We start from the raw sequence: 21,960 nt of genomic DNA, 5'->3' as shown, positions 1-21,960 counted from the left end.
AATAAACAATGGTCAATTTAAAAAACAAGGTAGTCTTCATTACGGGTGCCTCTGGCGGAATTGGCAAGGCTACCGCCATGATGTTATTGGATGCTGGCGCAAAAGTTTTTGATTTCAGCCGCACCAACCAACTTAGCGATGAAGTTGCGCACGAAAACCTGCGCTCCTTCCGGGGCGATGTCAGCATCGAAGCGGATGTCAAAGCAGGCTTTGCCGCTTGTTTGGAAGCTTTCGGCACGGTAGATGTTTTACTCAACAACGCGGGTTTGGGCCTGCTGTCTACCGATTTGGCCGAAACTGAGCTCGATACTTTTGAACAAATGATGAACGTCAACGTGCGTGGCGTTTTCCTTTGCAATCGGGAAGCACTAAAAATCATGAAACCCCATAAAGCCGGGCATATCCTCACCGTAATCTCTATGGCGGGTCAACGCACCAACCCCAATGCCCCGGTTTATTGCGCTTCCAAGTTTGGAGCAAGGGGACTCAGCAGCGGACTGGCCGACCAGGCCCTCAAACTTGGCATCAAAGTGACCGACATCAATCCCGGCCCCACCGACAGCAACTATTGGGGCGATCGCCAGGTACCCCGCGAGAAATTCCTGAAAGTGGAAGACGTAGCGCGGGTGATCTTATTTGTATTGGATCAGCCTGAATATGTGCTCATTCGGGAGATCAATTTTGACAACATGAAATTTTTAGCATAATGAATCAGAACGGAAAAACTGCACATTCGCCCTTCCCCATTCCGGTTGCCGAGATGCGGGAGCGCTACCTCAATTTGTACACTGGAGCTGTAAATGATGTACTGAGATTCAATTATCAAATGCACGCCTCCAGTTTGCCTGCTGCGTTTGCCCCCCTGCGCGAAGAAATGAAACTGGCTGGAATGGCCTTCACCGTCAAAGGTGGTCCCGATATTACGACTGAAGGTGAATTTGAGATGCGCGCTGAAATGCTTGAAGCCTTATACGCAGATTCGGTAGTGGTATGGGATTGCACGGGCGATACTGTCACCTCACAATGGGGCGAAGTGATGACCATGGCGGCCATAAAAATTGGTTGCCGGGGTGCGGTCATTAATGGCATTCGGGACACCCGGGCCATTGTGGATCAAGGGTTTCCAGTGTTTCACAAATACAAAGCCAATACGGGCATGCTGGGGCGGTTTAGGATGTACCATTACCTGAAGCCCATTCTGATGGGTGAGGTGATTGTCAATCCAGGCGACTGGATTTTTGGTGACATCGACGGCGTGATCTCGATTCCTCAGGCGATTGCTTATGAGGTATTGATCGCTGCCGAAAAATTGTTGCTCAAAGAAGATGACATCCGTGGCATGGTCGAAAGTGGGATGACCCCAACGGAGGTGGTCAAAAACGGGGGGTATTTCTAATTGTTCCAACATGCCAATATTTCTCAGCGATACCGAAAAAGCGATCATTACCAGCGAACGCAACAACCGCGATTCCCTGGTATCGATTTTTTTCAATGCGCTACACAATCGAGTATACGAACGGGTAACCTGGGGAGATTTGTTAGGCCCCAACGCAACCACAATTTGGTGGCATTCCGCCGCCGAATACCTGTCTGATGCTGCAATGTGCTACGCTTTAGAACCTTCGCCGCATTTGGCGCATTGGCTCAACACCGTTACCCTTGACATCATCCGAAAACCGACCTACGATTGGGTTGGCCCCGAGTTTCGGGACCATAGCGAGCCACTGACCGGGCATCTTGAAACGGCTCATTTGTGTTGGGGCGTATCCGCCGTGTACGATTTGGCAAAAGGGGCTTTTTCAACTGCCGAGCAACAGGAAATCCGTAACGCTTTGCAGGAAAAAGGACTTACCCTTTGTCGGCGATGGTTGGACAAAAACCAGCATTTGGCCAATTGGCGAAGCATCCTGGCTAGTGGGGCCATCGTTGCCAGTGTCGTACTGGAAGATGAAGCAGCACTCACTGCGCTATTGCCCGAACTCGAGCTTTGCCCACAAGCCCTCCAGGCAGATGGCTCTTACGGCGAATCCTTGCAGTATGGCAATTATTTGGCCCTGGCTTTGACCTTTGCCCATGAAGCCGTTTCGCGTGGATTTCCTCAGCTTTTTGATGCAGCGTTGACCAATACCATCAGCAAGTGTATGAGCTGGTTTGCAACCAGTATGTTTTACCAAAAACCATTGGCCGATTGGGGCGATGAACCTCGGGCCAGAGCAGCCAATTTCAACGACAGCGCCGCCATTTTTCGCCCCTCTGGTGATGTGTTGTTGTACGTCGCTGCCCGCAGTAGGATGGAGCCTGAGCAGGGTTTGGCCCAGTGGCTTTTTGAACAATACTACGTCTCCTCTCCTACCCAGGGCCCGCACGATTTGGCCACCCTGGGCATGCGCAACGATTGGGGCTTTTTGACCTTACCCTTGCTCTGTTATCCGGCTAAAAGTACATCTCCCGAACGGGCACATTTGCCGCTAACTAGCTCCTTTGCCAATGGCAATGCCTTCATCCGGGATGCCTGGGACGGCAAAACTGTTGTCGCCATCAACGGTGGTAGCCAACCCTTGCATGGCCTAGGGCACTTACACGGCGATTTGAACAGCTTTATCCTGGTTCACCAGCAAGAACGTTTGTTGGCCGACCCTGGGCACAGTTGTTACCGCAACCTGATCCACGGCCTGGAAAGCAGTTCTCAAACCCACAGCACCTGCACTTTTTTGATTGAAAAAGAAGCACTCGGCTTGCAGGAAGACCTGGCCAAAGCGGCCCTTTTGGAGCAAAAAAGTGTGTTCCCTCGCCGGGTAATCCGCAATGGTCGGGCGGGCGAACCCGTCATCAGGGGTGACCAACGTTTGATTTGTTCTCAAGACGACGTGGTATCGGTAGTTGGTGCCGAAGTGGGCAAAGCCTACGGAGAGCCGATTGAAACCTTTTCGCGCTTCTGGATTTTGGCGGGTAGCCATGTCTTGTTTGTGGTGGACCACATTGTTGCCCAGCAACCCGTTACGACCCTCTGGAATTGGATGGTCAACAACCGGGATAGCAAAACCCATTGGCAAACAGCGCAAAACACCTTGACCATAAAACGCAATGGGGCAGGCATGAAACTGTTCCACGGTGGAAAGGGCAGCTGGTCTTACCCCGTCTATGGCTACTTACACGATGCCTATCACCCTGAACCCAATCAGTTGGGCGAGGGCCACTCGGGAACTGGCTTGTTGTTCCGCTTTACGGAAAAAGAAAGGCAAGTGGCGCGGACTGTCGTACACGCCATTGCCCTGGATGAGCCTGATCAATTGGATCAATGGCAATTACAGGTCGACGCCAATGGCTACACGCTCCAAAGTGATGCGCGCAAGTGGACTTTGCAGTTGCAGGATGAAAAGGCAGCGGCTTTTTCGATGATTTCAGGACATGGACGAAAGTGGGAGGTCGTGTTGCAAAATGGCCAATATCAGTTAATGCATTAGTCATTTAATACGACGAAGGTTTGATTTGGCTTCGCCAAATTTTTTTTAACACGACGGCGACGAAACGACGAAACGACGTTTTGCGCGCTTCGCGCTTTGGACACGACGCATGGCGTCGTGTTGTGGCGGTAGCCAAAACGTCGTCGTCGTGGTTAAAATAATTGAGCAGCGCAGCTGCGAATGAAAAGTTACAAAAAGCGGGAACATGTCAGAACAAACAAAAAACACCCCCTTAAAACTTGGTCTTCTTGGCGTAGACCATCCAGCGGTAGCCGCTGATGATGTTGAGGCTTTGAGCGAATGGTATTGTGCAATTTTAGGCTACGAGCGCTGGTTTCAACACCCGAAACCCGTGTGGATGCTCAAAGCACCCGACGGAACCCTCCTCGAAATCATGCCCAAAGACGAAACTACACGCCCCGACCGCACTACCTGGACGCCAGGCTGGTCGCACCTGGCTTTGCGGGTACAAGACATTGAAACAGCCATCGCCCATTTGGATCAGTACCAAGTGCAATGGGGCGGAGAACTCTCCCCAGCAATTGGCGGCGGACGCGTGAGAAATTTCTTTGACCCGGAGGGCAACCTTTTGCAAATATTGGAAAGAGTACTCTCCCTAGAATAAATAAACAATGAACGCACTATTCTACGAAGGAAACCATTCCTTCAACATTAAAACGATTGAAAAAACACCCCTACAAGCGGGTGAAGTCCGTTTAAAAATGGCTTACGTGGGTGTCTGTGGCACTGATGTGCACATCTACCACGGCAAAATGGATGCAAGGGTTAAACCGCCCCAAATCATTGGACACGAGGTATCCGGGGTGATTGAAGCCATCGGGGAAGGGGTAAATGGTTGGGCTGTTGGCGACAAAGTAACCGTGCGCCCGCTCAATCCTGGACCCGAAGTACCTGCGGACAATGGCCAGCGGCACATTGGCCAACATCTCAAATTCATTGGCATTGATTCGGCGGGTGGAATGCAACAATTCTGGAATGTGCCCGCCTTTACGCTGCACCGTCTGCCTGAAAACTTGTCGCTGACCCTCGGCGCACTCATTGAACCATTGGCCGTAGCTTGCCACGATGTGCGTTTGGGTGAATTGCAAGCGGGGGAACACGCTGTGGTCATTGGTGGTGGGCCCATCGGCTTGTTGATTGCTCTGGTGGCACGGCAAAAAGGGGCTAAGGTGCTGGTATCCGAGGTGAATCCGCACCGCATTGCCTTCATCCAATCACTGGGTATTCAAACCGTAAATCCTCTTGAACAAGACCTGGTGGAAGCAGTGAACGCGTTCAGCGCCGGGGCTATGGCTGACATAGTGTTTGAGGTATCGGGCGTACAGGCCGGGGTCACGGCGATGACCCAAATTCCACGCGTACGGGGTAGAATCGTGATGGTGGCCATTCATTCTGAGCCCAAGGCCGTTGATCTATTCCGCTTTTTCTGGCGTGAAATCAAACTGATCGGTGCCAGGGTTTACGAACCGGTCGACTTTGACGAAGCCATTGCCCTGGCCGCCAGTGGAAACTTACCGCTGGAAAAAATGATCACCCAAATTTCACCCTTGGCCGCAGCGCAAGAGGTGTTTGAAACCATTGACAAAAACCCGGCCGGGATGAAGTATTTGCTGGAATTGGCCTAAGATCTTCTCTAAAAAAATCAAACATGAAATCTTTAGCACTTTTTGATCTTACTGGAAAAACCGCCCTTGTTACCGGCTGCAAAAGAGGCATTGGCCGTGCCATGGCCATCGCTTTAGCCGAAGCTGGTGCCGACATCATTGGCGTTTCAGCCTCACTCGAATTGACCGATAGCGACATTGAGCGGGAAGTCAAAGCCCTGGGGAGAACCTTTTATGCCTATCAATGCGATTTTAAAAACCGTTCGGAGCTATACACCTTCATCCACAAAGTCAAAGCCGAATGCCCACCAGTGGATATTTTGGTCAACAATGCGGGCAACATCCTTCGCAAACCCGCCGCCGAACATCCCGATGAATATTGGGACGAAATCATGGAGATCAACCTCAATGCGCCCTTTATTTTGGCAAGGGAATTTGGTAAAGAGATGATAGAGCGGGGCTATGGGAAAATCATTTTCACCGCTTCCTTGCTCACTTTTCAAGGTGGCATTACTGTTCCTGGTTATGCGGCCAGCAAAGCCGGAATTGGCTCCCTCACCAAAGCCTTGGCCAATGAGTGGGCGGCCAAAGGGGTCGGCGTCAATGCCATCGCGCCTGGTTACATCGCCACCGACAATACGAGTGCTTTACGTGCCGACGAGACCCGTAATGCTGCGATTCTCAGTCGGATACCCGCCGGACGTTGGGGCGGTGCCGAGGACTTAAAAGGGGCAACCGTTTTTCTGGCTTCAGCGGCTTCTGATTATGTACACGGTACGATTTTGACGGTGGATGGTGGTTGGATGGGTCGCTAACCTTTTACATTTTTTTGAGCAGCACTAAGGTTATTCTCAACAAAGTTTCGTCATTATTAAAATTGGAGTCAAACATGGTAAAACATTACCTACTCAGCAACGCAAGCTCACTCCAAAAAATCCGATTCTCATGAAAGTTCATAAACAAACTGAAGAATCGGCATTGTGGGAAGCCTTTAAACAGGGGGACAAGGCCGCATTGGGCCGCATCTATGAGCAATACGTAGAGGCACTGTTTACGTATGGCTATTATTTCGCCAAAGACAAAGCCTTAGTGGAAGACGCCATCCACGAATTATTTGTCGAATTGTGGCGAATGCGGGCCAATTTGAGTGACACCACTTCGATCAAATATTACCTATTTAGAGCCTTACAACGCAAGATTTGCCATTTGATGGATCAGGAAACAGTATTCTCGAGGTTGGTGGATACTGCCAATTTAGCCAGGGATACAGCTCCTTCCATCGAAGAGAACCTGATTGCACAGGAACAATCCGAAGAATACAAACAGATTCTTTCCAAAGGTTTAGTATTACTGCCCCAACGCCAGTTGCAGGCCGTACATTTGCGCTTTTTCGACAATCTTGATACCAGAGAAATTGCCGACATCATGGGCATGAATGAGCAATCGGTACGCAACATCATCACCAGGGCTTTGCACAAACTGCGCGCCTCCTTTTCCTTATTCTTGCTTTTTTGGCTCCTTTGGTAAAAGTTTTTCCCAAAAAACGAGTTGAAAAGTAAAAGATTCCCTTTATTCAATAGTGATTCAAGGTTAATCCTGAATCCGTACACAAGCAGAGTCATCAATGAACCGGGCGTTATGAATTACAAAGACTATAAGGTTGAAGATTTTCTACTGGATGAAGCATTCATAGCTTGGGCCAAAACAGCGGATGGGGATGCCTTTTGGCAGGCCTTTTTTCAAGAACATCCTACGCAAAAGGCCATTGCTACCCAAGCTAGAAATATGGTGGTATTGGCCCAGCACCAAATTGATCAGCAACAAAAAGAAAGGCTTAAATCACGTATTCTGAATGATTTAGAACCAGAACAAACAATCCAAAAAAGATACAAGTCATTGCATGCTTTGAGGCCATACTGGTCCGCTGCTGCGGCGATATTGCTGTTAATTGTTGGATTGGCCTGGTATTATACCGCCAATCCGTACAATCCGTTTGGCCCCGATGCGCAGCAGGTTTATCACGATTTGGTAGCGCAAGCTGACGAAGCGCTTATCGAAGTACACAATGCTGAAAACAGCCCCAAACTGGTGGTATTGAGTGACAATAGTTCCGTTTTATTGAAAAAAGGTAGCCGCTTGAGCTATCCCAAATCTTTCGATGGCCTGGCTCAAAGAGAAGTTTACCTCTCGGGGGAGGCTTTTTTTGAAGTAGCCAAAAACCCTGAAAAGCCCTTTTTTGTATACGCCAACGAACTCATCACCAAAGTGCTGGGCACCAGTTTCACAGTAAAGGCATACGCTACTGACAAAAAGGTAGTGGTGATGGTCAAAACGGGGAAAGTGACCGTTTATTCCAACCAGAAAGCCAGCATCCAAACCGCTGAATCAGTTACACGCAGTACGGACGGCGTGGTATTGACCCCCAATCAGCAGATTTATTACAATCGCTCGGATGCCCAACTGTTCAAGGCACTGATACAAAAACCCGCACTCCAAGATTTGGGTTCTGCCCAATTTTTATCCTTCGAATTTGACGATGCGCCTTTGTCCAAAGTGTTGCAACTTTTGGAACAAGCTTATGGAGTAGACATTGTATACGATGAAGAATTGCTGGCTTCCTGCAAACTAACTGCCTCCTTGGCCGATGAGCCCTTGTTTGAAAAAATAAAATTAATTTGCCTCAGCATCGATGCGGAATACGAAATAATCGATGCCCAAATCGTCCTTAGTTCAAAAGGATGTATGTGATTGAGAAGCCGGACAAAAAAAAATTTTGATAAAAGTGAGTTGTTTTTCCAAAAGCCCCCATTTAGAGGGTAGCAGGCTAAAACAACTTTGTTCACTTTTATCAAACGCTCATTATGGGTAAAAGAAATACTTTTTGTCTAAATCTACTGGTTTCAATCATGAGAATAAGTTTGATCCAATTCTCTTTGGCAGTCACCTTTTCCAGCATAGCCCTAGCCTACGATACTAAAGGCCAGGACGTACTGAATCAAAGGATTACGTTGGACTTACGTGATCAAAGTGTAAAACTTGTATTTGAGGAGATCGAAACGCTAGTGAATGTCAGTTTCATGTACAGTTCCAGTCGTATTGCTTCCACTAAGAAGATCAGTATAGTGGCTCAAAAAGAACCACTGGGAACCGTACTAAACAAAATGCTTAGTCCTTTGCAGTTGACATACCAAATCTCTGGTCGCCACATTGTGATCAAACGCGCCAAGCAACCAGCATCGGGCAGTGTAAACAAAGACGACCGCTCTTCGTCAGAACTTGAACTTTCCCCGCGTGAGCTTATTCCAGAAAATTTAGCGCCCATTACCGTTCCCGTCAACGGAGAAATTGTTGACGATAAAGGCGAGCCAGTTCTGGGTGCTACGGTACAAGTGAACGGCACCGACATTGGCACCGTTACTGATCAAGATGGAAAATTCTCTCTCGAAGTACCCGACCTAAACGTGGTATTGGTCGTGTCCTACATCGGTTTTGAAAGGCAAGAAATTGCCCTCAATGGGCGTGAGTTCATCAAAATGACCCTTGCGGTAGATACCAAATCTTTGGAAGACGTAGTCATCGTTGGCTACGGTATCCAGAAGAAAATCACCAACACAGGAGCTCAGGCCTCGATGGCCGGAAAGCTGCTCGTTGAATCACCCGCTGCCAACATCAGCAACTCTTTGGTAGGCCGCTTACCCGGACTCTTTGCTTCGCAAGCAAGTGGTGAACCTGGAAATGATCAATCTACCTTAAGAATCCGCGGCGTAGGTACCTTCAACGGCAGCCAGGAACCCCTGGTACTGGTAGACGGCATCCAAGTAGACAACTACAACAACCTGGATCCCAACGAAATTGAGAACATCACCATCCTCAAAGATGCTTCCAGCACTGCAGTGTATGGCATCCGGGGGGCCAATGGGGTCTTGCTCATTACCACCAAACGGGGCAAGGTTGGCCCTGCCAAGGTCTCGTACACCTTCAACCAGGCCTCGAACACCTTTACCGATTTAAGGGCGCAAATGAACAGCTTTGATTACGCCAATTCATTCAATCAGGCCTTACAAAATGACGCCTACATCTCCGGTGCCAACTACACACCAAGGTATTCCCAGACCGATCTGGCAAAATACAAATCCGGTGAAGACCCGATTTTTTTTCCCAGCGTGAACTGGTATGATGTCATGTTGAAAAAAACATCGGCACAGCAACAGCACAACCTAAGTGTCAATGGAGGAACGGATAAGGTTCGGTATGCCATCTCGACGGGTTATTTCAACCAGGAAGGCTTGTTTAACAACACCAACCTCTCTCCGGGGTACGATGCCAACATCCGTTTCAAACGCTTCAACTTCCGCTCCAACCTGAACTTCAACATCAGCAAGCGCTTCAAAGCGGCACTGGATGTTTCTTCCCAAAACGAATTTCGAACGGGCAATGCCTTGAATACCCAAACCGTGATTGACAACATCGCCCGTGCCAACCCTACGGTTTCACCAGGTATTGTGGATGGGAAATTGATTCAGCTCAGCACGGCAGGTGGTAATCCGCTCGGCAGTTTATATCAGGCGGGGTATCAACGAGAGTTCCGCAATTTTTTGAACGGTTCCTTCCGTTTGGACTATGACTTGGAAGATTTTGTCAAGGGTTTGAGCACCCACGCCATTGTATCTTACCAGAATTTCAACAGTCAACGGTTTTTGAACAGCAAACCAACCTCAACGGTTATCAATTACATTCCGCTAAGAAATACCGATGGTTCGGTGGCTTTCCTCCCACAAACCGACGATGCGGCGTATAGTTTTTCGGAAACGATTGGCAAAAATCGCCGGGTCACGGCGGAATTTGCACTTGATTACAAGCGAAAAATCGGCAAAAACCACAACGTTTCTGCGCTGTTGTTGTACAACCAGTTGAAAAGCATCGACCCCAATTATACCTTTCTGGTTCCCAATGGTTATCAGAGTTATGTAGGTCGCGCAACTTACGATTTTCAAGGCCGTTACCTGGCCGAGATCAACATTGCTTACAACGGTACTGAGAACTTTGCACCAGGCAATCGTTTCGGCCTTTTCCCCGCGTATTCATTGGGTTGGGTTGCCTCCGAAGAATCTTTTTTTCCAAAAAACGATTTTTTGACTTTGCTCAAGTTTAGAGGATCATACGGCGAAGTGGGCAATGACCAGATCGGTTCGGGTTTTCTTACGTCCAACAACCGCTTCCTGTACCGCCCCACCGCCTGGACCTTCACGGGTGGCTCCCGCTTTGGTGAAGTGGGCTCTTCTTACAACGTACTGGCCGGCTCGCGGGAAGGTCGCGGCAGCAATGCTGATCTGACTTGGGAACGCGCCGTAAAAACCAACCTGGGTGTAGAAATGACCTTCTGGAAAAAGAACATCACCCTGAACGTCGATCTATTTGAAGAAACCCGCGACAACATCCTCGCCAATCCCCAAACGGTTTCCTCCATATTTGGGGTAGCCATTCCGCCTCAGAACCTGGGGAAAATGCAAAACCGGGGCTATGAGTTTGATTTTACCCTCAACAACAAAATCGGAGCGCTCAATTACCAGATCAAGGCCAACTACTCTTTTGCCCGGAATGAGATCTTGTTCCAGGACGAAGTAAACCGCGCTTATCCTTATCAATTCCGCACTGGCAATCGTTTTGGCCAATATTTTGGCCTGCTCAGCGATGGCTTTTTTAATACCTGGGATGAAGTAAACGATGCTTCACGGCCAGTGTATGGCTGGCAAAACAACAAAATTCAGCCCGGAGATATCCGCTACAAAGATGTGAATGGTGACGGAAAAATCAACTTTGACGATGAAGTGCCGATTGGGTTTTCTCAAGTACCCGAAAAGACTTTTGGCTTATCGGTGGTCTTGCAATTCAAAGGGTTCAGTGCTTCCGTGCTGTTTCAGGGGGTAGACAATGTTTCGGTCAATTATACCCGCCGGTATACCCAAGCCTTTTATGACGCCAATCCGGCTAGCGCCGTTGAGTACCTGATCAACAGCTGGACGCCCGAGCGTTATGCTGCTGGCTTACCGATTGTGTTTCCCCGATTTTCCTTGGGTACCAATGGTGGCGCGCCCAATAATTACCAGTCTTCCGACTTTTTCACCGTGGATGCCAGTTACGTCCGCTTGAAAAACGCTGAATTGGGGTACACGTTTAGTGGATCCCGGCTCAAGAAGGTGGGGTTCAGTTCCATCCGAGTATTTGTGAATGGCAACAACCTGGTCACCTGGAGTAGCTTGTTCCCAGGGGTTGACCCGGAAAGTCCACCCACTGCTACCAATTTTGAGCCCTACCCACTGGTAAGAACCATTAACACCGGCATTAATGTCAATTTTTAAAGCACGATTCATGAAAAATTTCATCAAAATATCGGTCCTCATTAGCATTTTTTGGGCAGGATTCTCCTGCAACAAGCTTGAGGATTTTTTAGACAAGGCTCCCGGGGTTGATGTCACCGAGGACAACATTTTCACCTCACGGCAAAATGCGGAATCCTATGTGTCTACCCTTTACCAATATGGCATGGTGTCCATTTTTCCCAACCGTGATGCAGCCGTAATCAGTTCTCCCACTGGTGCTTCCTCATCGCTTGCGGGTACTTTATCGGGCGCAACCGATGAGAGTGAAAATGAAGCCAACTTCCCCTTTGCCCAGCAATGGAATTCAGGGAGTATCATTCCCGGCAACATCATTGGCAATGAGGATTCCAAGTACCACGGTCGCTGGAAAGCCATTCGCAATGCCAACATCCTTTTGGAGCGCATCGACGAAGTGCCTGATGCCGATGACACTTACAAAACACAGGTGAAAGGTGAGGCCCAATTCATCCGGGCCTTGAACAACTTCGAAACCCTCAAACGGTATGGCGGTTTCCCAATTGTCGACAAACGTTTTGTGACTGTGGAAGAAGCCAAAATATCCCGGGCTTCACTGGAAGAATGTGTCAATTTTATCCTCAAAGACTGTGATGATGCCGTGGCAAATTTGCCAGCAAGTTATCCTCCTACCCAACGGGGCAGGGCGACGAAATTGGCTGCACTTGCCCTCAAGTCGAGGACTTTGTTGTACGCCGCGAGCCCCTTGTTCAACACCGGTACGCCCTTCATCAGTATGGCCAACGCGGCAGACAACAAGTTAATCTGTTATGGCAATGCCGACAACAATCGCTGGAAATTGGCCGCCGATGCCGCGCAAGCAGTTTTGGATGCTGCGCCCGAAGCTGGAGTTGCCCTGATCGATGTACCCGCTAACCGCGATCCTGCGGTCGCCACGGTAACCCAGGGGAATTATCGGGTAGCTTGGGAACGTCGGGACAATGCAGAAATCATCATAGCCGACAAGACCTACCCTTCTTCCAGTCGATTTGGATTTCCTTGGTACCACCTTTATCCGGTACCCATGGGTAGCTTTTGGGTGAGCAATACCGCTACGCTCAATTTTGTAAGGAAATATGAAAAAAAGGCCGACGGTTTGCCCCAAACCTGGGAACCTGCGGGAGGAGATGACCTGGTGGCCAAGTACAACGAATTGGACCCACGATTCAAACAAACCGTGGGCTACAATGGCGCGCGTTTTAACGCTGAACATCCAATCATCGAAACTTTTGCGGGTGGTAAACACGAAAAAAACTGCTTTGGCGGCGCATGGGTACTGAAACACATTCCCGAAGGCCTCGCCAATGGTGGCTCGGTCGTACCTTCCATTGCATTGTACCGCTTGAATGAATTTTACCTCAACTATGCCGAGGCGATCAATGAATTTCAGGGGCCAACTCCCGAAGCGTATGCCGCCGTCAATACCATCCGCACCCGATCGGGCATGCCCGATTTACCTCCGGGGCTTTCCAAAGATGAATTCAGAATCCGGGTACGGAATGAAAGAGACATCGAATTGGCTTTTGAGGATCACCGGTTTTGGGACATCCGCCGCTGGTTGATTGCCGAAGAAGAAGGCGTGATGAAAGGCGCCATCCAGGGCGTAAAAATCACCAAACTCACCGCGACCACTTTCCGCTATGTACCCTACGTGATTGAGACGCGCTCCTTCAACAAGCAGATGTACCTGCATCCCTTTGATTTAAACGAAGTGTTGAAAGGTAACCTGGTTCAAAATCCGGGCTGGGAGTAATGCACCTGTTTTAAGTTTCATACATCGATAAAGCAAAATTGAATCCCCAGTTTTTTTCTAATTGTTACTTAACCGTATCCGCAATGAAGTTACAATTTTACCATAAACTCTTGCTTGTAGCACTGTGTATAGCAGGGCTGAGCAGACCATCTGTTGCACAAAATGCCGTAGATTCGGTGGTAGTTGTCAATTCGGACATACCGACCACTACTCAGATTGGCTACGCCAAACAACGGTCTAAAATCATAAGCAGCGCCATTTCCACCGTCAAGGGGAGTGAGTTGCAAAAAACTTTTAACACCAATTTTGCCAACACCTTGTACGGGCGCCTATCCGGGCTTACCGTCAACCAAGGGGGCAATGAACCTGGAGCCAACTCGCCTTCTTTGTCTGGTCGAGGGGTGAACACATATGGTCCTGGCAACAACCTATTGATCATCGTAGATGGTTTTTTGGGTGACTTCACCCAATTTGTACCCGAAGAAGTAGACGAAATCTCCCTGTTGAAAGATGCTTCTGCAACGGCAATCTACGGCAGCAGGGCGGCGAATGGCGTGCTCTTGATCACCACCAAACGGGGCCGCGAAGCACCTTTGACCATCAATTTCAGTACCCAACAGGGGTTTACCCAGGCTAGCAGCTTGCCTAAGTTTTTAGACTCCTACAATTACGCCACTTTGTACAACGAAGCATTGGCCAATGATGGAAAACCAGCCTTGTATACCGCAGAGGATTTGGCAGCGTATCAGAATGGTAGCGACCCTTATTTTAGGCCAAATGTGAACTGGTTCGATGAAGTTTTGCGCGAAACAGCTCCGGTTTCCAATTACAATTTGAGCTTTCGTGGGGGTAATGAGACCGCCAAATATTTTGTACTGTTGAATTCCATCAGCAGCCAGGGGTTGCTGAAAAACTTTGGCGATCTGGATGATGAAAGCAGCAACTCGAAGTACACGCGTTACAATTTCCGCTCCAATATCGATGTCAAGTTGACCAAAAGACTCTCCGCAACTTTGTTGTTGGGCGGCACCGTAGAGGACAAGGCGAATCCTGCTGCGCTCAGCTCGGGGGGTACCTTTGGGTTGTTGGCTTCGCTTCCACCCAATGCCTTTCCCGTTCGCAACCCCGATGGTACTTTTGGCGGAAATTCCACCTATGCCAATCCTTACGCCAACTTGTTAAAAACGGGCTATGCCGAGTCAAATGGCCGCACCCTACAATCTTCCTTCCGACTCAATTACGATTTGAGTGCCATCACCAAAGGTTTGAGTACTGCGGTGGCGGCCAGTTTTAATACTTATTTTAGTTCTGGCTCAAACCGGGTCAAAACCATCGAACGTTTTGCCATTTCCAAAAGTGTCGATGGCGATACCGTGTACACCAAATTTGGACAAACGACTTCCATTGTGGGTTCTGAACCCAATTTGGGGCAATACCGCAATTATGCCATTCAGGCTTTTTTGAATTACGAGCGGGTGTTTGGCAAACATGAGATCAGTGCTTTGGCCATGTTCAACTCGGATAATTCTACGATCAACAAGAGCGATATTTTTGCGGGTACCGATGCCGCCAACCTCAGTCTGGCGTACAAGAACAATGCGGTAGCCAGCAGAATAACCTACGTGGGCAACGAAAAATACATTGTTGAACTTTCTGGCTCCTACATGGGTTCGGAAAACTATGCGCCCGAAAAACGCTACGGGTTTTTCCCCGCAGCATCCTTGGGCTGGATTGTTTCCAACGAAGGATTTTTAAAAAACAGCAAGGCGATTAGCTTTTTAAAAATCAGAGGCTCTTACGGTTTGGTGGGCAACGATGAAATTGGAGGCCAACGGTTTATGTTTGATCAGCGTTACCCCAACGTTGCTTCTTATTACCGGGGTACCAACAACAACAACGCCTTTTCACTGGCCGAAGGTAGACTCGCCAATCCTGACGTAACTTGGGAAAAGGAGAAAAAAACCAATATCGGCATAGAAGCTACTTTTTTCAATCAACTGGATTTTTCACTGGACGTATTCAACCAAGATCGCTACGATATTCTGGCCGTTGCCAACCGCTCCATTCCTTTGGTGTTGGGCTATACTGATCTGCCTTTTATCAACCAGGGCAAAGTGAACAACCGGGGTTTTGAAGCCGTTTTGCGCTACCGGAACAAAGACCAAAATGATTTTCACTTTTTTGCCGAAGCGAACCTCTTCTACGCCCGGAATGAAATCGTGTACAATGCACAAACCATCCAGTTGAATCCAGGATTGGTCAATGAAGGCCGCCGGATTGGCCAACCTTACGGCTTACGGGCTTTGGGTTTGTTTCAAAATGAAGCCGAGATCAACGCTAGCCCCCGGCCAGTGGGTATCGCGGTATTGCCCGGCGACATCAAGTATGAAGACGTAGGAGGCCCCTTGGGTGTGCCCGACGGCATCATTGATGGCAACGATTCGCAGCCCATTGGCAATACGGGCCTGCCCGAATTGACCCTAGGCTTGCATTCAGGATTTCGGTACAAGGGTTTTGACCTGGATTTTGTTTTTCAAGCCATCAGTGGTAGAACAGCATACCTCGGCGCCAGTCAATTCAGGCCCTTTCAAAACAATGGACAAGCCGGGGAAATCGCCCTGGAAAGATGGACTCCAGCCACTGCGGCTACCGCCACTTTTCCCAGATTATCCGCCGACAACAACCTGAACAATTACCGCTTCTCCTCTTTTTACCAGCGCGATGGCAGCTTTATCAAACTGCGCAGTGCCGAGTTGGGCTATGCTTTCCCCAGCACCTTCATCACCAAGTATAAGTTGCAGCAGGCCCGGGTGTTCCTTACTGGTACCAATCTTTTTTCACTGGATCACATTGAGTTTGGCGACCCTGAAGCCTTGAGCGGTTATCCGCCTTTAAGGACCATCACTTTAGGCGCACGAGTTCAATTTTAATCTATTCAAATGTGTAAGTCATGAAATCAAAAATACATCTATTGGGGGGGCTTGCCCTTTTTATACTGGTCTCCTGTCAGGAGCTGGAGCGGGAAATCATTACCGATTTGAACAAGCAGCAAATTGAAGAATCCTACACCAATGTGGGTAATCTTTTGAATGCGGTGTATTCAGAGTTACAAGAAGGTTTCCAAAACATTGATGGTGCCATGATGGCTGCCGCTACCGATGAAGCAGAGTTTACCAACGAAACCAGTACGGTACAAACCTTCAACAACGGCAGCTGGAATTCCATCAGCAACCCCAACAACATTTGGGGCACCCATTTCCGAGGCATCCGCCGGGCCAATGTGTTCCTGGTGTCCACCGATGAGGTGAATCTCGATCGCTTCCGCCTGGATCCTTCCCCTTCTCAGCAACTGGTGTATACCACAAGATTGGCGGAAGTCAAGCGCTGGAAGTACGAAGCCAGGTTTTTGCGGGCTTTTTTCTACTTTGAATTGATCAAACGTTACGGTGGAGTCCCCATCATGACCACTGCCTTGACTACCGACGATATTCCTTCCATTAAGCGCAATACCCTGGAGGAGTGCATCCAGTTTATTACCAGTGAGTGTGATTCAGCAGCAACCAATTTGCCCTTGAATTACACGGCGACCAATGCGGCGGACCTGGGTCGGGCGACCAAAGGGGCGGCGCTCGCCCTAAAGTCTAGGGTGTTGTTGTACGCCGCCAGTGAGTTGTTCAACAATCCGTCTTGGGCGGGTGGCTATCCCAATCCCCTATTGATTTCATTGCCCGCAGGTGATCGTGCTGCGCGTTGGAAAGCCGCTGCTGATGCTGCCAAGGCTTTGATTGATTTGCCAGGAACGGGTTATGCCTTATTCAACAACTATTCCACTTTGTTCCGAGCGTTCAACAACAATGAAATCATTTTTACGCGCAGAAATTCGGCATCCAATGGTTTTGAAGCAGCCAATTTCCCGATTGGTTTTGACCGCGGGCAGAGTGGAACTACCCCTTCCCAGGATCTGGTCGACGCTTACGAAATCAAAGTGAATGCCACGACCAGTATTCCATTCGACTGGAGCAATCCCAATCATGCCGCCAATCCTTATGCTACCACCGGCGCAACGGCTCGGGACCCTCGCCTGGCCTTGAGTATTGTGACCAATAATGCTTCTTTTTCAACTGTGGCCAGTGTGAAAAGAAATGTGGAAACATTTACGGGTGGACGCGATGCAAAGCCAATTGCCAATGCTTCCAAAACAGGGTATTACTTGAGAAAATACGTCAATGAAGGGTTAAACCTGCAAACCAACCAAACTGCAGCGCACAGCTGGATCTATTTCCGCTTGCCCGAAATATGGTTGAACTACGCGGAAGCCTTGAATGAATACAGCCCCGGTAATGCCGACATCAAAGCATTTTACGACCGGGTACGCAACCGGCCCGGGGTGTTGATGCCCTTGTTGCCCACGGGTTTAAGCCAAGCCGAGGTGCGGGAAAAAATCCGCAATGAACGAAGAATAGAATTTGCCTTTGAAGACCACCGGGCCTGGGATGTACGCCGCTGGATGACTGCCCCCACCGCATTGGGAGGTGCCGTTAGGGGTGTTGAAGTCACCAAAACAGGCACCACGTTTTCCTACAAACCCGTGGTGGTGGAAAATCGTGTTTTTCAACCCAAAATGTATTTCTACCCGATTCCACAGGGAGAGATCAACATTTCTTCCGCATTGGTGCAAAATCCACTTTGGTAGCGGTGCTAATGTGATAAAAGTGGAAATGGTGCCATCAAAAAATGGATTGATTTTTTTGATGGCATCACTTTTCTTGTTCATTTCAGCTAAGTTAGGCTGTATATCCACCCAAAATGAAACACAAAACTTGGTTTGCGCTGGTTTTTCTTTTGGCCTGTTTAAATGGTAGTGGACAGTCAAAAGTTGAAAAAAAGGACCTGATGCTCCCTGAAGTACTGACCAGCAATCAAGGCAAAAGGATCCGCAATGCTAAAATGTGGATAAAAAAAAGACGCCCGGAAATCCTGCAATTGTTTGAAGACAACCTCTATGGGCAAGTTCCGAAAGAGGTGGACAGCATCCGTTTCAACCTGAAAAAAGAAGAGCATATGGCCATGAACGGAAAGGCCAAATTAAAGGAAATCCAGATCGATGTCTACCGCAATAAGCAATCCGTCACCATCAATCTCTTGCTGTTTATTCCCGCCAATACTTCAAAACCTGCCCCCGTTTTTTTACTGATCAACCACCGGGGGAAAGACAATACCGACCCTACCAGAACCCTAAAAAGTGAATTCTGGCCAGCAGAAGAAGTCATCGCCAGGGGTTACGCCATTGCTGCATTTCATGTCAGTGATGTAGCCATTGACCATAAAGAAACCTACCACGAGGGCGTGCTCAGGCTTTATCCAGAACAAATGACCATGGGCAATGGGATGAAAACAATTGGTGCCTGGGCCTGGGGTGCCAGCCGGGTAATGGATTATTTTGAAAAAGACCGCGATATAGATCGGTCAAAAGTTGCAGTGGTAGGTCATTCCAGAGGGGGCAAAGCTGCCTTATGGGCTGGAGCGCAAGATCAACGTTTTGCCACGGTAATCTCCAATGACGCCGGAGAGGCAGGAGCTGCATTGTCGCGCCACCTGATTGGGGAAACAATACTGGACATCAATACGAATTTCCCGCATTGGTTTTGTGACAATTATAAAAAATTCAATTCCAACATAAACGCTTTGCCGATAGACCAACACATGCTCATCGCCTTAATGGCACCCCGGGCAGTATATGTGGCGAGTGCTTCCGAAGACAAGTGGGCAGACCCAGTTGGTGAATTCCTTTCCCTGAAATATGCGGAACCCGTATTTAACCTTTTTAACTTAAAACCCCTTCCAGCCCCAACACAACCCGCCGTTAATGTACCTGTAAAAAGCTCAAACCTGGGTTACCATCTGCGCACAGGCATCCACAACCTGACCCTATACGACTGGGAAAGATTCATGGATTTTATCTCAGTGCCTGTAAAATGATCTTTCAACTCACTCAATACCAATCCTTGAAACCATGGAAAGAAAGGAATTTTTAGAAAAAACAGCGTTGGCTAGTATGGGTATTTTAATCCCCATTACATTGACCAGCTTATTTGCAACAGGAAAGAAAAATCCAGTCATTTTATTGGTTTCAGGCTGGCAGGATGTCAACATCGGTGACATCGCGCATACGCCCGGCTTGCTACATGTACTGCAAACGTTTTTGCCGCAGGCTAAAATCATCCTCTGGAAAAAGAGCAATGGCGCTGAAGTAAAAAAACTACTCAATACCAACTTCCCCAAAGTAAACATCCTCTACGGCGGGGTCAATGCGGAAAAAGATGTAAGCAACCCGGAAATCATGCGTGCTTTTGAGGAAGCCGACTTGATGATTCATGGTTCTGGCCCCTTATTGGTCGGTGCCGACAACCTGGCCTGCTGGATGAAACACACCAGCAAACCCTTTGGCGTTTTTGGTACTACACTCCAGGCACCCAGTGAATACCATCAAAGCATCCTGAAAAAAGCGGCTTTTATTTATACCCGTGAAACCAAGTCGATCGAAGATTTGAAAAAAGTAGGCATTACCGGATCACACATTCAATTTGCCCCCGATGCCACTTTTTACATCAACCTTCAAGACCTGGCAAAAGCGGATCAATTTTTAAGCGAAAAAGGATTGGAGGACAAAAAATTCATATGCGCCATTCCACGCCTGCGCTATACCCCTTACCACCAATTCAATCCAAACAACAATGGCTGGTCGGCAGAAAAGGTCAAACAGGTAGAGGAGACCAACGCAAAGTACAAGGAAGTTGACCACGCCAAACTCCGCGAAGCCATGATCGCCTGGGTGCGCGAAACGGGCAACAAAGTATTGGTCTGCCCCGAAATGACTTATGAAGTGGCCCTCATGGACGAACTGTTGATCGATCCCCTTCCAGCGGACGTAAAACCCTTCGTAGTAAAACGCGGCTATTGGCTACCCGATGAAGCTGCCTCAGTTTATCAAAAAGCCCACACGGTCTTGAGCTTCGAATGCCATTCGCCCATTATTGCAGCGGCCAATGGTACGCCTTGTTTTTACCTGCGCCAACCGGAAGACACCATCAAAGGCCAAATGTATTACGACCTGGGCTTTGATGACTGGACTTTTGAAATTGATCAAACCAGCGGGAAACAGATCACCGACCAACTTCGTGCTGTATGGCAGGATTATGGAAAGGCGCAGTCAAAACTCAAAACCAGCATGAACAAAGTGGAAAAAATCTACCGGGAAAGCACGAGCAAGATTCGGAAAATGCTGGCAAAACAATCCAAATAGTTGTCAAAATCACCATCATGAAGCATCTACTACACATCTTCCTTTTGTTGTTGTCAATCAACTTTCAAACCTTCGCCCAGGTTTGGCACGTTTCCGGCACTGGCAACGATACAAACGACGGCAAATCTCCAGAAACCGCTTTCCGCAGCTTGCAAAAAGCCGCTGATGTAGTGGAACCCGGTGATGTAGTGATCGTGGGCAACGGTACGTACACCAATTCCGACAAATCCAATGGCAGTGCCGTCTTGTCCATTACTCGTTCCGGGAAAGCGGATGCCTGGATCACCTGGAAAGCCCGTCCGGGACATCGTCCGGAAATCCGACCAATTGGTTGGGCCGGGATTCAAATTTCTGGATCTTATCATATTTTGGACGGACTTGCGGTCATCGGCAGCAACGATTCCATCGTCTTGCTCCAGGCACTGGAAGACGCCAAAAAAAGCCCTCCCGATCCTTATTACAACACCAATGGCATTTTTTTCAATGGCCGCAACAACAAACCCAGTGAAAAACCCCACCACCTCATCGTGCGCAATTGTACGGTGAGCAAATGCCCGGGTGGCGGAATCGCAGCCATCGAAATCGACTACTTAACCGTTGAGGATTGTAAAGTGTATGAGAATGCCTGGTTCATGCGCTACGCCGGATCCGGTATCACGACCCTCAACAATTGGGCTTTCGACGATGCGCCAGGCTACCACATTGTCATCCAACGCAATGTAGTCTGGAACAATAAGACGCTGGTGCCTTGGGAAAGAACTGGAAAGCTGAGTGATGGCAACGGTATTATTCTGGATGTTACCGATCAAAACCAGACCCAGGGTGCGACCAATCCCAATGCCGATGCAGTGGTCAAACCTACTGAAAAACCAACTACTGTTCCCGCTACTACTGATCCTGAAAAACCCAAACGCCCCGAGTGGAAGGGGCGAGCTTTGATTGCCAACAACCTCAGTGCATTCAATGGCGGCTCGGGTATCCATACCTTTCGCACCAGCCATGTGGACATCATCAACAATACCACTTATTGGAACGGACAAATTGTGGGCTACCAAGAGTTGTTCCCCAACCGCTCCGACGACATTGTGATTTTGAACAACATCATTGTTCCTCGCCCTGGCGGCAAGGTTACCTCCAACAACAAAAACACCAACATTCGCTGGGATTACAACTTGTATCCTGCGGCGCAGGAGGTTTTCGTTGGGCCAAATGACATTGTTGCCGAGCCACAATTCATCAAAGTTCACACCGATATTTTGTTGGCTGATTTCAGGTTGCAAAAAGGCAGTAAGGCCTTGCAGAGTGGATCGAAAGATGTAGCTCAGCCAAGCGATCTGCAAAAGAAAAAGCGGCTGGATGTGGGTAGAGACCGGGGCTGCTATGAACAATAATGGTATAAGTTTGGTAAGCGTCAAAATCT

The 21,960-nt window shown here is 48.7% G+C and carries 15 protein-coding genes; all 15 read left to right on the top strand.

The features are described from left to right. Positions 1-8 precede the first annotated feature (8 nt). The 15 genes from ACEW9O_RS19625 (at position 9) to ACEW9O_RS19555 (ending at position 21,931) form a co-directional block, all read left to right on the top strand. Positions 9-707, top strand: coding sequence for an SDR family oxidoreductase (locus tag ACEW9O_RS19625; RefSeq protein WP_373551895.1), 699 nt, complete (start codon positions 9-11; stop codon positions 705-707). Continuing rightward, positions 707-1,396, top strand: a complete 690-nt coding sequence (locus ACEW9O_RS19620) for an RraA family protein (RefSeq protein WP_373551894.1) — start codon at positions 707-709, stop codon at positions 1,394-1,396. Before ACEW9O_RS19625 ends, ACEW9O_RS19620 begins: the two co-directional genes overlap by 1 nt. Positions 1,397-1,406: 10 nt before the next feature. Further along, a complete protein-coding gene (locus ACEW9O_RS19615) occupies positions 1,407-3,464 on the top strand; it encodes a heparinase II/III family protein (protein ID WP_373551893.1) in 2,058 nt (685 codons plus the stop codon). A 205-nt stretch (positions 3,465-3,669) separates the two neighbouring features. Further along, a complete protein-coding gene (locus ACEW9O_RS19610) occupies positions 3,670-4,089 on the top strand; it encodes a VOC family protein (RefSeq protein WP_373551892.1) in 420 nt (139 codons plus the stop codon). A gap of 7 nt (positions 4,090-4,096) precedes the next feature. Next, positions 4,097-5,110 (top strand): zinc-binding dehydrogenase, encoded by a 1,014-nt coding sequence (locus tag ACEW9O_RS19605; protein ID WP_373551891.1) that lies wholly within the window; start codon positions 4,097-4,099, stop codon positions 5,108-5,110. Between the two features lie 23 nt (positions 5,111-5,133). Next, positions 5,134-5,904 (top strand): SDR family oxidoreductase, encoded by a 771-nt coding sequence (locus ACEW9O_RS19600; protein ID WP_373551890.1) that lies wholly within the window; start codon positions 5,134-5,136, stop codon positions 5,902-5,904. A gap of 130 nt (positions 5,905-6,034) precedes the next feature. Beyond that, positions 6,035-6,616 (top strand): RNA polymerase sigma factor, encoded by a 582-nt coding sequence (locus ACEW9O_RS19595; RefSeq protein ID WP_373551889.1) that lies wholly within the window; start codon positions 6,035-6,037, stop codon positions 6,614-6,616. A gap of 111 nt (positions 6,617-6,727) precedes the next feature. Further along, a complete protein-coding gene (locus ACEW9O_RS19590; RefSeq protein ID WP_373551888.1) occupies positions 6,728-7,837 on the top strand; it encodes a FecR family protein in 1,110 nt (369 codons plus the stop codon). 158 nt (positions 7,838-7,995) lie between these two features. Continuing rightward, entirely contained in the window at positions 7,996-11,448 is a 3,453-nt protein-coding gene (locus ACEW9O_RS19585) for a TonB-dependent receptor (protein ID WP_373551887.1), read from the top strand. A 10-nt stretch (positions 11,449-11,458) separates the two neighbouring features. Then, positions 11,459-13,237 carry a RagB/SusD family nutrient uptake outer membrane protein gene (locus ACEW9O_RS19580; RefSeq protein ID WP_373551886.1) on the top strand — a complete coding sequence of 593 codons (1,779 nt, stop codon included), beginning with the start codon at positions 11,459-11,461 and terminating at the stop codon, positions 13,235-13,237. Positions 13,238-13,320: 83 nt separating this feature from the next. Next, positions 13,321-16,167, top strand: a complete 2,847-nt coding sequence (locus ACEW9O_RS19575) for a SusC/RagA family TonB-linked outer membrane protein (protein ID WP_373551885.1) — start codon at positions 13,321-13,323, stop codon at positions 16,165-16,167. 20 nt (positions 16,168-16,187) lie between these two features. Further along, positions 16,188-17,930, top strand: coding sequence for a RagB/SusD family nutrient uptake outer membrane protein (locus ACEW9O_RS19570; RefSeq protein ID WP_373551884.1), 1,743 nt, complete (start codon positions 16,188-16,190; stop codon positions 17,928-17,930). 113 nt (positions 17,931-18,043) lie between these two features. Beyond that, positions 18,044-19,216, top strand: a complete 1,173-nt coding sequence (locus tag ACEW9O_RS19565) for an acetylxylan esterase (RefSeq protein WP_373551883.1) — start codon at positions 18,044-18,046, stop codon at positions 19,214-19,216. 34 nt (positions 19,217-19,250) lie between these two features. Continuing rightward, positions 19,251-20,540, top strand: a complete 1,290-nt coding sequence (locus ACEW9O_RS19560) for a polysaccharide pyruvyl transferase family protein (protein ID WP_373551882.1) — start codon at positions 19,251-19,253, stop codon at positions 20,538-20,540. A gap of 17 nt (positions 20,541-20,557) precedes the next feature. Next, complete coding sequence (locus ACEW9O_RS19555) at positions 20,558-21,931, top strand: right-handed parallel beta-helix repeat-containing protein (RefSeq protein ID WP_373551881.1); 1,374 nt, start codon at positions 20,558-20,560, stop codon at positions 21,929-21,931. The last annotated feature ends 29 nt before the right edge of the window (positions 21,932-21,960 follow it).

This window comes from Haliscomenobacter sp., assembly GCF_041740695.1.
In the GTDB taxonomy this organism is placed as follows: domain Bacteria; phylum Bacteroidota; class Bacteroidia; order Chitinophagales; family Saprospiraceae; genus Haliscomenobacter.
The sequence above is the reverse complement of the archived record's forward strand: the minus strand, read 5'-3'. Positions and strand labels throughout refer to the sequence as shown.

What these genes read in the sequence shown, in the direction of transcription:
- ACEW9O_RS19625 (WP_373551895.1), top strand. Translation starts at nt 9, where the DNA reads ATGGTCAATTTAAAAAACAAGGTAGTCTTCATTACGGGTGCCTCTGGC.
- ACEW9O_RS19620 (WP_373551894.1), top strand. Translation starts at nt 707, where the DNA reads ATGAATCAGAACGGAAAAACTGCACATTCGCCCTTCCCCATTCCGGTT.
- ACEW9O_RS19615 (WP_373551893.1), top strand. Translation starts at nt 1,407, where the DNA reads ATGCCAATATTTCTCAGCGATACCGAAAAAGCGATCATTACCAGCGAA.
- ACEW9O_RS19610 (WP_373551892.1), top strand. Translation starts at nt 3,670, where the DNA reads ATGTCAGAACAAACAAAAAACACCCCCTTAAAACTTGGTCTTCTTGGC.
- ACEW9O_RS19605 (WP_373551891.1), top strand. Translation starts at nt 4,097, where the DNA reads ATGAACGCACTATTCTACGAAGGAAACCATTCCTTCAACATTAAAACG.
- ACEW9O_RS19600 (WP_373551890.1), top strand. Translation starts at nt 5,134, where the DNA reads ATGAAATCTTTAGCACTTTTTGATCTTACTGGAAAAACCGCCCTTGTT.
- ACEW9O_RS19595 (WP_373551889.1), top strand. Translation starts at nt 6,035, where the DNA reads ATGAAAGTTCATAAACAAACTGAAGAATCGGCATTGTGGGAAGCCTTT.
- ACEW9O_RS19590 (WP_373551888.1), top strand. Translation starts at nt 6,728, where the DNA reads ATGAATTACAAAGACTATAAGGTTGAAGATTTTCTACTGGATGAAGCA.
- ACEW9O_RS19585 (WP_373551887.1), top strand. Translation starts at nt 7,996, where the DNA reads ATGAGAATAAGTTTGATCCAATTCTCTTTGGCAGTCACCTTTTCCAGC.
- ACEW9O_RS19580 (WP_373551886.1), top strand. Translation starts at nt 11,459, where the DNA reads ATGAAAAATTTCATCAAAATATCGGTCCTCATTAGCATTTTTTGGGCA.
- ACEW9O_RS19575 (WP_373551885.1), top strand. Translation starts at nt 13,321, where the DNA reads ATGAAGTTACAATTTTACCATAAACTCTTGCTTGTAGCACTGTGTATA.
- ACEW9O_RS19570 (WP_373551884.1), top strand. Translation starts at nt 16,188, where the DNA reads ATGAAATCAAAAATACATCTATTGGGGGGGCTTGCCCTTTTTATACTG.
- ACEW9O_RS19565 (WP_373551883.1), top strand. Translation starts at nt 18,044, where the DNA reads ATGAAACACAAAACTTGGTTTGCGCTGGTTTTTCTTTTGGCCTGTTTA.
- ACEW9O_RS19560 (WP_373551882.1), top strand. Translation starts at nt 19,251, where the DNA reads ATGGAAAGAAAGGAATTTTTAGAAAAAACAGCGTTGGCTAGTATGGGT.
- ACEW9O_RS19555 (WP_373551881.1), top strand. Translation starts at nt 20,558, where the DNA reads ATGAAGCATCTACTACACATCTTCCTTTTGTTGTTGTCAATCAACTTT.